Raw genomic sequence first — 14,605 nt, forward strand, 5'->3', positions numbered from 1 at the left:
GGGCGGGAGGGCGGAGGCCACCCGCGCCCATCCTCCCGGACTCACGGGGTGGGCAGGCGCGGTGGTGGATGTCTGTGTTTGGCGAAGTGGCAGGCGCTGGAGGCGCGGAGTCCTCCTTCCCGCCCGGGCCAGAAGCGGTAGGGTTGCGCGCCATGAACCGTCTCCGGGAACTGCGCTCGGTCCTGAACCTCACCGTCCTCGTGGCGGGGCTCGGCTACTTCGTGGACCTCTTCGACATCACGCTGTTCGGCGTGGTGCGCGTCGCGTCGCTGAAGGACCTGGGCCTCACGGACCCTTCCGACATCTTCCAGAAGGGGCTGTTCATCTACAACGCGCAGATGGCGGGGATGATGGTGGGCGGCCTCTTCTGGGGCCTGCTCGGGGACAAGCGGGGCCGGCTGTCCGTGATGTTCGGCTCCATCCTCCTGTACTCGGTGGCCAACCTGCTCAACCCCTTCGTCTGGGACGTGAACAGCTACGCCGCGTGCCGCTTCCTCGGAGGCCTGGGGCTCGCGGGCGAGCTGGGCGCGGCCATCACGCTGGTCGCCGAGTCCCTGCCCAAGGAGAAGCGCGGCCTGGGCACCACCGTCGTCGCCACGCTGGGCATGCTGGGCATCGTCGTCGCGGCGCTCGTCGGGCAGCACCTGCACTGGAAGGCGGCCTACGTGACGGGCGGCGTGCTGGGCCTGCTGCTCCTCTTCGCGCGCTTCAAGGTGTCCGAGTCCGCCCTCTTCACCCAGAAGGCCGGCCCCGCGAAGGGGAACCCGCTCCTGCTCATCACGGGCGGACGCTTCTCCAAGTATCTGGGCTGCATCCTCGTGGGCGTGCCCATCTACTTCACCACCGGCATCCTCTTCGTCTTCGCCCCGGAGCTGACGGCGGGCCTCAACGTGCAGGGCACGGTGACCGCCGGCGACGCCATCCTCTTCGGCAGCGTGGGCCTGACGCTGGGAGACCTGATGTCCGGCCTGCTGAGCCAGTGGCTCCAGAGCCGCAAGCGCGCCGTGGGCTTCAGCCTGTGCGTCTGGTTCGCGCTGGTGCTCGTGTACGGGCTCATGCCGGGCCTCACCCCGACGCTCATCTACGCGCTGACCTTCCTCATTGGCCTGAGCGTGGGCTACTGGGCGGTGCTCATCACCATGGCGGCCGAGCAGTTCGGCACCAACATCCGCGCCACCGTGGCGACGTCCGTGCCCAACTTCGTGCGCGGCTCCGCGGTGATTGCCGCCACCGCCTTCGGTCAGCTCAAGGGCTCCCTGGGCGTGGCGCACGCGGCGCTGGCCGTGGGCGCGGTGTGCTTCGTCCTGGCGCTCGTCGCCCTGGCGCGGCTGGCGGAGACCTTCCACCGCGACCTGGACTACGTGGAGTCCGTGAGCGACGCGAAAGTGGACGTCCCCACCGGCTCCGGCGCCTGAGTCCTCAGGCGGGCGGCGGCACCCGCAGCCGCCACGCCAGCACGCGGCCGTCCAGCCCCAGCACGAACACCAGCGGCCCGCGCACCACCGGCCGCGTGCGCAGCGGCGTGTCCGCCCGCACGGTGAACGCAGGCGTCCAGGCCGGCGCCTTGAGCGCGACCAGGTTCCCCTCGTGGCCGGACGTGGGCACCAGCAGCAGGTCCTCCAGCCCCACCTGCACCCGGCCCACCAGCGGCGAGGGCAGCACCACCCGCGCCACCTCCCGGCCCTCCGAGGTGGACAGCCCCACCAGTGACGACGGGCCCGCGCCCACCCACAGCGCGCCCAGCGCCCGCGCGGGCGGCCCCGTCACCCCGTCCGAGAAGCGCTGCTCCCAGCGCGTGCTCCCGTTCTTCACCGACAGCGCCAGCACCCGGCCCGGCCGCGTGGCCACGAACACCGTGTCGCGCTCCGAATCCAGCCCCACCACGTCCGTCACCGGCAGCGACCAGCGCGGCACACCGCTCCGGGCGTCCAGCGCCCACAGCCCCGAGCCGAGCGGCACCACCAGCACGTCCGCCACCAGCACCGGCGCCGCCCGGAGCCCCGGGGCCACGGATGGCTGTGGCTCCAAGGATTCCGCCGACGCGGGCGTGGGGGCCTTGGGCGCCGGCTGCTTCCAGCGCTCCTGCCCGGAGTCCACCGCCAGGGCGCGCACCGCGCCATCGGGCGCCACCAGGTAGACGGTGTGTCCCGCGTCGTCCACCACGGGCGGTGTCAGCACGGGTGGCTCGCCTCCCAGGCGCCAGCGCTCCTTGCCGTCCTCGAGCGACAGGCAGGCCACCTCGCCCACCACCGTCCCCACGACGACGCTCTCGCCGGCCAGGGCGGGGGCCACCGCCACCTCGCGGCCCAGCCGGGCGGTCCACACCGGCCGGCCCTCGCGGTCCAGGCGCACCACCGTGCCCGCTTCGTTGCCCAGGAGCACCCCGTCCGAAAGGGCCGTGAGCCCCGTCCGCGAGGACGCATTGCTGGAGTACTGGAAGGCCGGTTCCACCGGCGCCCGCTGGCACGCCATGACGGCCAGCGTCAACATCAGGCAGGTCAGCAGGGGCAGGCGTGGACAGGCGCGGGACGGCATGGTTTGGGGGAGGATGACGCAAGCGAGGAACTTCGACCATGCCCACGATTCGTGAAGACGAAACCCCCAACGCCACCGGCATCCCTTCATCCGCCCGGCGTACGGACATCATCCCGCCCCCCACGCTGGCGGTGACGGAGGAGCTGCTCCACGCGCTCCCCAAGACGGACCTGCACTGCCACCTGGACGGGTCCATGCGGCTCAAGACCATCCTGGAGCTGGCCGAGCAGCAGAAGATCAAGCTCATGGCCGACACCGAGGACGGCCTGGCCAAGGCCATCCACATGGGCCAGGTGTGCAAGAGCCTGGAGGAGTACCTCGTCGCGTTCGACGTGACGCTCTCCGTCCTCCAGACGGCCGAGTCCCTCTACCGCGCCGCCTACGAGCTGGCCGTGGACGCCGCCGCGGAGAACGTGCGCTGGCTGGAGGTGCGCTATTCGCCCGCGCTGCACCTGCAGAAGGGCCTGAAGATGACCACCGTCATCGACTCCGTGCTGGAGGGCCTGCGCGCCGCGAAGAAGGAGACGGGCATCAAGTGCGCCGTCATCGTCTGCGGCATCCGCCACATCAACCCGCAGACGTCCATGCGCCTGGCGGAGCTGTCCGTGGCGTACAAGAACCGCGGCGTCGTGGGCTTCGACCTGGCGGGCGCGGAGGCCAGCTTCCCCGCCAAGGACCACCTGGACGCCTTCCGCCTCATCCTCAAGAACAACGTCAACTGCACCGCGCACGCGGGTGAGGCCTTCGGTCCGGAGTCCATCTCCCAGGCCATCCACTCGCTGGGCGCGCACCGCATCGGCCACGGCACCCGGCTGCGCGAGGACGGGGACCTGCTCAACTACGTCAACGACCACCGCATCCCCATGGAGGTCTGCCCGTCCTCCAACGTCCAGACGGGCGCGGTGTCCTCGCTGGAGTCCCACCCGCTCAAGTTCTATTTCGACTACGGCCTGCGGGTGACCATCAACACGGACAACCGCCTCATCACCGACACCACCGTGACGAAGGAGCTGTGGCTGGCCCACCGCGAGCTGGGCCTGTCGCTGGAGGACCTCACCACCATCATCGTGTCCGGCTTCAAGAGCTCCTTCCTGCCGTTCCGGGAGAAGCAGGACATGCTGCGGCAGGTGAACCAGGAGATCGCCACCACGCTGGCCGCCTTCGAGAAGCGCCCCGTCGCGGCCATGCGCCAGCCGGCCTGAGCCCCACGTCATGGACGAGACCCACGACATCCCGCCCGCGCCGGACTTCAACCCCTCGCGCGCGAAGGCCGCCCAGGACCTGTCCGTCCCCGCCATCCTGATGCTGGTGATGGCGGGCCTCACCTTCCTGTACTTGCTGGTGAGCATGGTGACGCCGACGAGCTCGGCGCAGCTGGAGAACTTCTTCGACAACCCGGACATGCCCCAGCAGTGGAAGGACATCGTCACGTGGATGCTGTCGCCCATGGGACGCGTCGTGACCACCGCGCCCGGGCTGGTGCTCAACGGGCTGGTGGCCTTCGGCGGCTGGAAGATGAAGAACCTGCGGAGCTACGGCTGGGCCATGACGGCCGCCATCCTCTGCTGCATCCCGTGCTGCGGCCCGTGCTCCTGCCTGTCGCTCGTGCCGGGCATCTGGTCGCTCATCGTGCTCAACCGGCCGGACGTGAAGGCCGCGTTCCACTGAAGCGAAAAGCAAAGCGGGCGCCCCGGACGTGATTCCGGGAGCGCCCGCTGCTGGAAGGCACCTGGCTGACGGTCAGGTGACCTTCATCCCCTTGGGGATGACGACGACGCCGCCGGACGTGACGTGGAAGCGGCGCTTGTCCTCCACCGGGTCGTAGCCAATGGTCATCCCGGGCGGAATCTCCACGTTCTTGTCGATGATGGCCCGCTTGATGCGGCAGCGGCGTCCGATGGTGACGTTCTCGAAGAGGATGGAGTCCTCCACCTCCGAATACGAGTTCACCCGCACCTTCGGCGACAGCACGGAGCGGTGCACGTGGCCGCCGGAGATGATGCAGCCCTCCGCCACCAGAGAATCCGTGGCGGTGCCCACGCGCTTGTTCTCCCGGTCCGCGAAGACGAACTTCGCCGGCGGGTAGTTGTTGGGCTGCGTGTGGATGGGCCAGCGGTCGTTGTACAGGTTGAAGGTCGGGTCCACCTCCACCAGGTCCATGTTGGACTGGTAGTACACGTCGATGTTCCCCACGTCCCGCCAGTAGCCGCGCTCCTTGTCCTCCTGGCCGGCCACCGTGTTCTGGGCGAAGTCGTACACGTACACGGGCTCGTGCTTGTACAGCTGGCTGATGATGGACTTGCCGAAGTCGTGCGCGCTCTTCTCGTCCGCCGCGTCGCGCACCACCTGCTTCACCAGCGTGTCCGTGGTGAAGAGGTAGTTGCCCATGGAGGCCAGGCACATCTTCGGGTTGCCCGGCATGGGCGGCGGGTTCTTGGGCTTCTCCAGGAACTGGAGCATCCGCCCGTCCGGCCCCACGTCGATGATGCCGAACTCGTGCCCCTGCTCGATGGGCACCGGGATCGCGGCCACCGTGCACGCCGCCTTCCGCTCGATGTGGAAGTCCAGCATCTTGCGCGTGTCCATCCGGTACACGTGGTCCGCGCCGAAGACGAAGATGTGGTCCGGCTCCTCGTCCGTGATGATGTTGAGGTTCTGGTAGATGGCGTCCGCGCTGCCCTTGTACCAGTCCACGCCGGTGCGCATCTGCGCGGGCACCGCCTCCACGTAGTGACCCAGGAACGCCGTCATGCGCCACGCGCGCGACAGGTGGTTGTTGAGCGAGTCGCTCTTGTACTGGGTCAGCACCTTCATCCGGTACACGCCGGAGTTGGCGAAGTTCGACAGGACGAAGTCGATGATGCGGTAGCGCCCACCGAACGGAACCGCGGGCTTCGCGCGCTCCCGGGTCAGGGGCTCCAGGCGCGTGCCAGCGCCTCCCGCAAGAATCATGGCCAGCAGCTTTGACATAGGTGCCGGCCACGTTAGCCCCCGGCCGCTGGCCCACAATGGCCGTGCGGCCGGTGCAAGCTTTTCCGTTGAGTGCCCAACCGGGCGGAGCGGATGGGAGGAAAGCGACCTCTCGGTTTCGCGGCATGTAGGAGGAGGGGCGCAACCCCGTACGTCCTCTTGGCTTGCGTGGCTTCCCCGGACCTTGCGTGCTAGCGTGGCCAGGCGATGTCTGGCGACCAAACGCGAGTCACCAAGATCTCCAGCCTCACCCCGGGACCCGAGCGCGGCGCTGAGTGCTGCCTCGTGCAGATCCACGGCCCTGAGCTGGGCAAGAAGTACGTGCTGGAAGAGACCGAGTTCACCATCGGTCGCGACCAGCACAACCACATCGTGGTGGACCTGGACAACGTGTCCCGCCGCCACGCGCGCATCTGGGGCCGGCAGGGGAAGATGTTCGTGGAGGACCTCCAGTCCACCAACGGCACCTACCTCAACGACCGGGAAGTGCTCCAGGCGCAGCCGTTGCGCAGCGGGGACCTGGTGAAGGTGGGAGGCTCCATCTTCAAGTTCCTCGACGGCGACAACATCGAGACCCAGTACCACGAGACCATCTACACGCTGACCATCGCGGACGGTCTCACCGGCATCAACAACAAGCGCTACTTCCTGGAGTACCTGGAGCGGGAGATGGGCCGCTCGCACCGGTACCAGCGCACGCTGTCGATGTTCATGTTCGACATCGACCACTTCAAGCAGATCAACGACGTGCACGGTCACCTGGCCGGCGACTACGTGCTGCGGGAGCTGGCGCAGTCCATCAAGAAGCTCGTCCGGCGCGAGCAGTGCTTCGCGCGCTACGGCGGCGAGGAGTTCGCCGTGGTGATGCCGGAGGACGGTCCGGACAAGGCGCGCCTGTTCGCGGAGAAGATCCGCAAGCTGGTGGAGGACAAGCGCTTCGTCTTCGAGGACAAGGAAATCCCCGTCACCATCTCCCTGGGCGTGGCGGAAGTCGCCTCGGAGATGTCGGAGCCGTCCCAGTTCATCAAGGTGGCGGACGCGAACCTCTACAAGGCCAAGAAGTCCGGCCGTAACCGCGTGGTGGGCTGAAGGCCATGGCGGACGAAGGCTCAGGCCCGTCCTTCCTGGCCCGGCTCATCCTCGTCCTGTTGGGAGTGGCCTTCCTGGGCGCCGCCTGGGTGTGGCACCAGAAGGACAAGGACCCGAACGCCGCCCGGCTCGTGGAGCGCGTGAGCGGCGGCCGGGTGCACGGCGGCGCGGCGAACCCGTAGGGCCCGCCGCGCTTTCTTCCTGGAACGTCAGGTGCCTTCGCGCGACTCGGCCAGCCGGCCGCGGGTGCCGGGCAGGCTGCCGGGCGGCATCTTCCCGTAGAGGTACTGGACGGTGTCCAGCAGCGTCTCGTGGACGTCGCGCGCCTTGAAGCCCAGCTCGCGCTCGGCCTTGGCGGGCTCCAGGTAGAAGAAGTGCTCGCCAATCTCGACCTCCTGCGGGTCGAGCTTGGACACGGTGCCGCGCAGCTTCGCGAACTGCTCCAGCAGCTTGCCGCCCCAGATGTTCACCTCGCGCGGCAGCTTCATGCGCGGGGCGGGCACTCCGGTGAGGCGCTGGAGCCGGTCGAAGAAGTCCGGCATGGCCATGTTCACGCCCATCAGGTGGCGGCCGTACACCTCGCCCTTGGTGAGCGCCTGCACGAAGGCGTCCGCCGCGTCGCGCGCGTCCACGAAGGAGATGCCGCCGCCGGGCATGGCCGGAATCTCCCGGTTGAGGAACTTCACCACCGTCCAGGTGGAGGACAGGCGGTCATCCCCGGGCCCCATCAGCAGGCTGGGGTTGAGCACCACCAGCGGGACGGAGTGCTTGCGGCAGTACTCCAGCGCCAGCTTCTCTTCGTAAATCTTGGACAGGTAGTAGGGCCAGTTGGCGACGGTGGTGATGGGGTAGTCGTCGTCCTCCGTGCCCACGCGGTCGTCCTTCGACACCGCGATGGTGCCGGAGGTGGAGCCCAGGATGACGCGCTGGATGCCTGCTTCGCGCACGTCGCGCAGCAGCTCGCGCGTGCAGTCCACGTGCAGCTCGTACATCCGCCGCGCGTCCTTGCTCTGGAAGGAGACGAGCCCCGCCAGGTGGTAGACGGCGTCCACGCCCTCCAGCGCGCGGCGCACGGCGTCCCGGTCCTTGAGGTCGCCCTGCTGGACTTCGGTCTTCGCGAACGCGGGGCCTGACGGCTTCGAGCGCGCGATGAGGCGCACGTCGTGGCCCGCGGCAACCAGCTTGGGCACCAGGTGCGTGCCCAGGAATCCCGTGCCTCCGGTGACGAGCAGCTTCACGCGTCCTTCCCTTCCGGCAGGGCCCGGGCGGGCGGGGTGAAGTCCCGGTCCGCGCCCACCTGCTCCAGGTCCAGCACCTTGCCCGCCCTCAGCGAGCGCACCGCTTCCTCCGCGATGTGCGTCACGTAGCGGTAGCCCTCCGAGCGCGCCATGCCCTGCGCCCGGGCCTTCAGCGACGCGTACTCCAGCGCCGGGCCCACGTGCACCTCCAGCTCCTTCGTCTTCGGGAACATGGAGCCCTTGGGCAGCGCTTCGTACGCGCCGTGGATGTACAGCGGCAGCACGTCCACCCCGTAGGTGAGCGACAGGTAGCCCAGCGTCGGCTTGAACTCCATCAGCTCGCCCGTCTTGGAGCGCGTGCCCTCCGGGAAGATGAGGACGTTGAAGCCCTGCCGCAGCGCCTCGCCCGCCACGCGCAGCGACTCACGCAGGCTGCCCTGCCGGTCGATGGGGATGAGGTGGGTGAAGTTCTCGAACCACGCGCGCTTGAGCGGCGTGTCGAAGAAGTAGTCGCGCGCGGCCAGCGACACCAGCCGCTCGCCCTGGCCGCCCAGCACCACGCGCACCAGGCCCGCGTCCAGGTGGCTGGCGTGGTTGGCGATGACGAGGAAGTTGCGGTTCTGCGGGATGAACGTCTTGCCCGTCACCTTCACGTCGAAGACGCCGCCGTAGAGCACCTTCTGCCCGAAGGACAAGAGCTGCCGGCCCAGCGCGGACACCGACTCCGGCACCGGAATCTCCGCTTCCTCCGCGCGCTCGGCTTCCTTCTTGATGTCGCGCGCCCGCGTCTCCTGCGAGGGCCGGCGTCCGGAGGCCACCACCAGCTTGCGCAGGTCCTCCACCGTCTGCACCTGCGTCAGGTCTTCAATGGCGGGCAGCGGCACGCCCGCGCCCTCCAGCGCCACGGACATCTCCGTGAGCATCAGCGAGTCGAAGCCCAGGTCGCCAATGAGCTGCGAGTCCGGCCGCACGTCCGACGCCGGGCGGTGGCATACCTCCGCGATGAGCGGGAAGAGCCAGTCCGACACGCCGCCGGTGGTGGGCGCTGCCTGCGCCTTCTCCTTCACGCGGCCCGCGCTGGCGGCCACGCGGTCCAGCCGCTGCAGTTCCTCCACCACGCGCTTGCGCTTCACCTTGCGGGTGGACGTGCGCGGCAGCTCGCCGTCCCAGAAGCGCAGCACCTTCACGCGCCGGTAGAAGGGCATGCCCGCGCTCACCTTGCGGAAGTGCTCCTCCAGCTCGTGGCGGACCTCTTCACGCGGGCGGTCCTTGAAGTCCGGCACGCACAGGCACGCCACCTTCTCGCCGCCGGCGTCATCCGGCAGGCCGACGATGGACATCTCCTTGATGTGCTCGTGCTCCTGGTACAGCTCCTCCAGCTCGTCCGGGTAGACGTTCTTGCCGTTGGCGTCGACGATGACGTCCTTGGCGCGGCCCATGAGGTACAGGCGGCCCTCGTCGTCCATGCGGCCCAGGTCGCCGGTGTGCAGCCAGCCTTCCTTCACCACGGCCTCGGTGGCCTCGCGGTCCCCGAAGTAGCCCGCCATCACGTTCGGGCCCTTGGCCAGCACCTCGCCAATGCCGTCGTTGTCCGGGTTCTGAATCTTGAACTCGATGCCCGGCAGCGCCTTGCCCACCGTGCCCTTCACGCGCTTGTTGGTGGCCTCGGACACCGCCAGCACCGGCGCGGCCTCCGTGAGGCCGTAGCCCTCGCGCATGGTGAAGCCCAGCTCGTGGAAGGCCTGGTGCACTTCTTCCGACAGCGCGGAGCCGCCGGACACCAGGACCTTCACCCGTCCGCCGAACTTGCGGTGCACCGGCCAGAACAGCAGCTTGCCCAGGTTGAGCGAGCTGCGGTTGCGCAGCTCCCCGTTGGCCGCCATCAGCGCCTTGAGCGCCTGCTCCACCAGCGGCGGGCGCGCGGCCATCTCCTGCGTAATCTTGCGGTGCAAGAGCTGCCAGAGCGCGGGCACGCCAATCATCGCCGTCACGCGGCCCGTCTCGAAGACGTCGCCCAGCCGGTCCGACGTGAGCTCGTCGATGTACGTGATTTCCGCGCCGCGCATGAACGGCGTGAGGAAGCCGGCGGAGAACTCGAAGGTGTGGTGCAGGGGCAGCACGGACAGCACGCCGTCACCCACGCCCACGTCGAACGCGCCCGCCAGCTTCGCCACCAGCGCCGCGAAGTTGCGGTGCGTGAGCATCACGCCCTTGGGCGTGCCGGTGGTGCCGGAGGTGAAGATGACGCTCGCCACGTCGTCCGCGGCGGCGGACTTCCTCACCGGGCCAATGCGGTCCGGGAACGCCGGGTCACCCGTCATGGCCTCCGCGAGGCTCGCCACGCCCACGCCCTCACCCAGCGCGGTGAAGAGGCCGGGGAAGTCCTCCGCGGTCTGCTCGGACACGAGGCACTGCTTCGCCGCCGCGCGCTTCGCGATGTTGACCACCTCCGCTTCGGTGAGCGAGGGGTCCACCGGCACGGCGGTGCCGCCAGCGCGCAGGATGCCGAAGTAGCTGATGGCCCACTCCGGCCGGTTCTCCGACACCAGGAGGACGCGGTCGCCGCGCTTGATGCCCTGGGCCATCAGGTAGCTGCCCACGCGGGCCGCGTAGCGGTGCACCTCGCCGAAGGTGAAGCGCTCTTCCTTCTCTCCCGCTGCCATGCGGAACGCCACCCGGTGGCGGTACGCGTGCACGGTGGCTTCGAAGAGCTCCAGCAGGTCGCGGTGCGCGGGGATGGCGGTGCGCTTCTCGCGCTCCTCGTCCAGGCCCGGGAACACCCACTTCTCCAGGCCGGGCAGGTGCGTGCCCAGGAAGTACTCGCGCCAGTCGATGCGGTCCGGCGCCCAGTCAATCTTCGCGCGGTCCGCCGGCACCATGCGCTCGTAGACGGAGCGCGTGTTGTCGCAGCGGAAGACGTAGCGGTTCTCCCAGAGGAAGGGGAGGAACAGTTCGATGAGGCCGCCGAGGCTGCCCGCCTGGGACTCCACTTCATCCAGCGCGACGCGGGCCTTGTCCATCATCGCCTGCACGCGGGGCGCGCCCCACGCGGGCCGCACCTCGTCCATGGCCTTCTTCAGCAGCTTCGCGCCCTTCGCCAGCATGGGCGCGCTGAGCAGCTGGAACTCCTGCTTGCTCACGGGCTGCGGCTCGATGCGCGAGCGCAGCGAGTTGACCAGCGAGTTGCCCGTCTCACGGTTGCGGTAGTAGCGGCGGCGGTACAGACCCACCAGCTCCACGGAGCGGCTGGCGAGGAACGGGTTCACGTCACCGGACGCCAGGTTGTAGACGCGGCGCTCCTCCACCTGCATCGCGTGCGCGGTGATGCCCAGCGTGGCGCCGGCCACCTGGTCCACCGGGATGATGTCCAGGATGGCGTGGTCACCCGCGGGGATGCCGCGCTGGCCCTTGATGCCCGCGTACGCCAGCGGCGCGGACGTGGTGAAGCCTTCGTTCCAGCCGGGGAAGGGGAAGTGCGCCGCGCTTTCCACGATGGAGGGCCGCACGATGGAGTAGCGAAGCCCCGGCGTCCCCGCCATCACCTGTTCGCCCAGGTGCTTGGCGTACGTGTACGTGTTGGGCCAGCCCCAGTGCTGCGCGCGCTCCATGCCCGCGCGGACCAGCTCGCCGGACAGCCACAGCTTGCGCTCGCGGCCCACGGCCAGGCGCAGCGTCTTCTCGTCGGTGGCGTCGCGGCCCTCCTCCTCCAGGCGGTCCAGCGCCTTCTGCCGGAAGAGGGAGGTGAGCGCCTTGTCATCCGCCTGTTCGCGCAGGCGGGCCACGATTTTATCCGCGTCCGCCAGCTCCTGCTCCAGGCTGAAGTCGCGCCCGTCCATCTCCCCCTGCTTGGGGAAGTAGTTCAGCACCTGCTCGTCCTCGAAGACGAGCCCGCTGCGGTTGCCCACGACGAACGCGGTGGACATGTGGATGAGCGGCACGGACCAGCGCAGCGCCAGCGCCACCGCGTTCTTCACGCCGTGGGTGTTGACGTTGAGGCCCACCTCCAGGGACGGATTGAAGGAGACCAGGCCCGCGCAGTTGACGATGGCGTGCACCTGTCCGGTGAGCGCGTCGACCTGCGCCTCCTCCAGGCCCACGAAGGGGTCGGTGATGTCGCCATCCAGGATGGTGCACTTCTTCTGGATGAACGCCATGGCGCCTTCGTCGCCCAGGCGGTCGCGCAGCGGCTGGAAGGGCTCGCTGGGCGCCACCTTGTCGAAGAAGCGGCGCTCCGCGGACGCGGCGCTGCCCTTGCGCACGATGACGTAGACCCGGTCCAGCACGTCGCCGTAGTGGGCCAGCAACATCGACAGCGTCACCTTGCCCACGAAGCCGGTGGTGCCGACGAAGACGATGCGCTTGCCGGTGAAGACCTCGGTGACGTTCAGCTCGGAGGGCGTGGCCATGTCCGTGTGCGACCCTTTCACTTCACGTCCACCATCACCGTGGGCGCGATGCGCAGCAGGCTGATGGACGCGGAGCGCCCCATGAAGCCGCGCGCCTCTTCAATCGCCTCGGAGAGGGTGTCGGTGCGATCCCAGCCAAGCAGGGCCGGGACGTGGTTGTTCTCCGCGCCCGCGACGATGACCTTGCCTACGTGCTGGCGGCCATTCTCGCCCCAGTACCACATGTAGAAGGGGTGCACGCCGTGGTAGGCGTTGCCCTTGCGGTACAGGTGCACGTAGCTGGGGTTCTCCGCGAACTCCTTCTCGTACTTGTGCTCCAGCTTCATGGAGTCCCGCGTCTCCGGCAGCAGCCGGTGGAAGAACTCGATGTAGCTGGGGTGCTGCACGGGGTCGAACTCGTCGTAGGCCGGGTGCAGGAGGATGAGCACGCCCCCCTTCTTCACCAGCGGCACGCCCCGGTTGAGGTTGTAGAAGTACCCAAGCCCCATCACCTGCACGAGCAGCGGGTTGAGGACGGAGTTGACGCTGTAGGGGCTGACGAACGGGATGGGGAAGATGACGATGTCGCTCTGCCCCTCCACCGGCACCACGTACTGCTTCCAGCTCTGCTCCAGCGTCTTCTGGTGCGTGGGCTCCGTGGCCCCCGCGAACACGCCCGTCACGTCATAGGGCGCGGGGATGGCGTTGAGCACCTTGCGCGCCGCCGCGCGGGGCAGCTTGGACAGCGTGAAGCGCAGGGCCTGGAACTTCAGCCGGTCCGCCTCCGTGTAGTCCTCTTCCTTCTTCGCCAGGAAGTCCGTGGGCGCGCCGAACATGCGGTTGTTCAGCGTGGTCTCGATGTGGAAGACCTTCAGCGTCTGGTCGATGACCGTGCCGATGCGCGAGTTCTTCGTGTAGAGCGCGCTCGCCTTCGGCTCCATGTAGCTGTCGGAGTCGCGGATGGTCTTCGGGTTGTGGTGGTGCCGGAGCGACGCGTAGTTCGTCACGCCCGTGCCCATGGACTTGTGCCCGCCGTTCATGGGCACGAAGTTGATGTTCACGTAGACGATGAGGTCGCTCTCCGCCACGCGGCGGTTCACCGCCACCACTTCATTGTGGCTGGTGCGCTCCAGCTCCGTGATGCCGTCCGGGTCTTCCGCGTCGTGGTTGTAGTAGCGGTCCGGGTAGTAGGCGTCGAAGATCTTCTCGCCCACCATGCGCTTCATCTCGCCTTCGGTCATCCGGCGGTGCAGCGCGTTGGCGATGACCAGGTGCACGTCATCCACGCCACTGTCCGCGCACAGCTCCAGCACCACCTCCAGGATGGACTGGCGCACGTCCGGCGTGACCATGGGCGGCAGCGGGACGCTGATGTCGTCGATGACGCACGTCAGCCGCATGCCGGGCTTGAGCAGCGCGTGCAGCGGGTCCATGCCCTCCGGGTGGTTGATGGCCCAGCGGATGGCGGCCTTCACGTTGGGCACGCCCTCCAGCGGGGGGCGGGGGAAGATGACCCGGGTGCCCACGGGCAGGTCTTCCTGGAGGAAGCCCTCACCGTAGAAGAGCGCCCGGGGGGGGCTGCCCTTCTCCGTGATGACCACCTGGCTTTCCTCGTCGTACAGCTTCTGGAGCGTCTTGAGCGGGCGCATGGATGAAGGGGCGGCGAAAAGGGGTGGGGGATTACTTCAGGTCCAGGATGGGCCAGTTGTACGCGCGCGCGAGCGAGCGCAGCCGCAGGTCCGGGTTCACCGCGGTGGGCCGTCCCACCACGGCGAGCATGGCGTAGTCGGAGGCGCTGTCCGAGTAGCCATGGCACTGGTTGAGGGCCAGGCCTTCGCGCTCGCAATAGGCGCGGATGGCGTTGGCCTTGTTGGCGCCTTCGATGATGGGCGGAATCACCTTGCCGGTGGCCTTGCCGCCCACGAACTGCATCTTGTTGGCGATGACGTCATCGCAGCCCAGGTGCCGGGCCAGCGGGCGCATGGTGAAGTCCAGCGCTCCGGTGACCAACACGATGCGGCAACCGGCACGACGCGCCTCGTCGATGAGGTCCTGCGTCTGCTCGTACAGCGCGGGCTTGAGGACGTCCTCGAACATGTCCTCCGCGATGGTGACGAGCCGGTCCTCGCTGAGGCCCGAGTAGTACCGGTAGAAGAACTCGTTGAAGGCCTTGCGGTTGACGGCATCCAGGATGCCGAACACCGGCAGACCCAGGGCGGTGCCCAGGGTGCGGCCCGCGATGCCCCGGAGCGAGCCCCGGTTCATGGCGTAATAGGCATAGACGTGGACGATGTTCGTCCGGACCAGCGTCCCGTCGACGTCGAAGAAGGCTGCTTTGGCGGGCACTTTGGGGGGCATGGGCGGTCGGGCTTCCTCCCATCCTGGGGG

General features: G+C 68.5%; 11 protein-coding genes. 5 read left to right on the plus strand and 6 right to left on the minus strand.

Translation table 11 applies throughout. The features are described from left to right. Positions 1 to 152 precede the first annotated feature (152 nt). A complete protein-coding gene (locus D7V77_RS32985) occupies positions 153 to 1,415 on the plus strand; it encodes an MFS transporter (RefSeq protein WP_120580260.1) in 1,263 nt (420 codons plus the stop codon). A gap of 4 nt (positions 1,416 to 1,419) precedes the next feature. On the opposite strand, the gene D7V77_RS32990 is transcribed toward D7V77_RS32985, so the two are convergent. Continuing rightward, entirely contained in the window at positions 1,420 to 2,490 is a 1,071-nt protein-coding gene (locus D7V77_RS32990; RefSeq protein ID WP_233597380.1) for a PQQ-binding-like beta-propeller repeat protein, read from the minus strand. Between the two features lie 83 nt (positions 2,491 to 2,573). Here D7V77_RS32990 and add point away from each other — a divergent pair, with 83 nt between their 5' ends. Together add and D7V77_RS33000 are read left to right on the plus strand one after the other, a co-directional pair. Then, positions 2,574 to 3,737, plus strand: a complete 1,164-nt coding sequence (gene add, locus D7V77_RS32995) for an adenosine deaminase (RefSeq protein WP_120580252.1) — start codon at positions 2,574 to 2,576, stop codon at positions 3,735 to 3,737. Between the two features lie 10 nt (positions 3,738 to 3,747). Then, positions 3,748 to 4,203, plus strand: a complete 456-nt coding sequence (locus tag D7V77_RS33000) for a hypothetical protein (protein WP_120580253.1) — start codon at positions 3,748 to 3,750, stop codon at positions 4,201 to 4,203. 72 nt (positions 4,204 to 4,275) lie between these two features. Here the strand turns inward: D7V77_RS33000 and glgC are convergent, their stop codons facing one another. Then, positions 4,276 to 5,505 carry a glucose-1-phosphate adenylyltransferase gene (gene glgC / locus D7V77_RS33005; RefSeq protein WP_120580254.1) on the minus strand — a complete coding sequence of 410 codons (1,230 nt, stop codon included), beginning with the start codon at positions 5,503 to 5,505 and terminating at the stop codon, positions 4,276 to 4,278. Positions 5,506 to 5,712: 207 nt separating this feature from the next. Between glgC and D7V77_RS33010 the strand changes: the two genes are divergently transcribed. Both D7V77_RS33010 and D7V77_RS33015 read left to right on the plus strand, forming a co-directional pair. Then, positions 5,713 to 6,594, plus strand: coding sequence for a GGDEF domain-containing protein (locus D7V77_RS33010; protein WP_120580255.1), 882 nt, complete (start codon positions 5,713 to 5,715; stop codon positions 6,592 to 6,594). Between the two features lie 5 nt (positions 6,595 to 6,599). After that, a complete protein-coding gene (locus tag D7V77_RS33015) occupies positions 6,600 to 6,776 on the plus strand; it encodes a hypothetical protein (protein ID WP_233597381.1) in 177 nt (58 codons plus the stop codon). Positions 6,777 to 6,803: 27 nt separating this feature from the next. Here the strand turns inward: D7V77_RS33015 and D7V77_RS33020 are convergent, their stop codons facing one another. The 4 genes from D7V77_RS33020 to D7V77_RS33035 are packed head-to-tail and all read right to left on the minus strand — an operon-like array spanning position 6,804 to position 14,563. Next, positions 6,804 to 7,832 (minus strand): NAD-dependent epimerase/dehydratase family protein, encoded by a 1,029-nt coding sequence (locus tag D7V77_RS33020; RefSeq protein WP_120580257.1) that lies wholly within the window; start codon positions 7,830 to 7,832, stop codon positions 6,804 to 6,806. Beyond that, positions 7,829 to 12,238 (minus strand): AMP-binding protein, encoded by a 4,410-nt coding sequence (locus D7V77_RS33025; RefSeq protein ID WP_120580258.1) that lies wholly within the window; start codon positions 12,236 to 12,238, stop codon positions 7,829 to 7,831. Before D7V77_RS33025 ends, D7V77_RS33020 begins: the two co-directional genes overlap by 4 nt. Before the next feature lie 17 nt (positions 12,239 to 12,255). Next, positions 12,256 to 13,866, minus strand: a complete 1,611-nt coding sequence (locus tag D7V77_RS33030; protein ID WP_120580259.1) for a lactate racemase domain-containing protein — start codon at positions 13,864 to 13,866, stop codon at positions 12,256 to 12,258. A gap of 31 nt (positions 13,867 to 13,897) precedes the next feature. Continuing rightward, complete coding sequence (locus D7V77_RS33035; protein WP_120567363.1) at positions 13,898 to 14,563, minus strand: HAD family phosphatase; 666 nt, start codon at positions 14,561 to 14,563, stop codon at positions 13,898 to 13,900. Between the last annotated feature and the right edge of the window lie 42 nt (positions 14,564 to 14,605).

It is taken from the genome of Corallococcus sp. CA041A, assembly GCF_003612075.1.
In the GTDB taxonomy this organism is placed as follows: domain Bacteria; phylum Myxococcota; class Myxococcia; order Myxococcales; family Myxococcaceae; genus Corallococcus; species Corallococcus exiguus.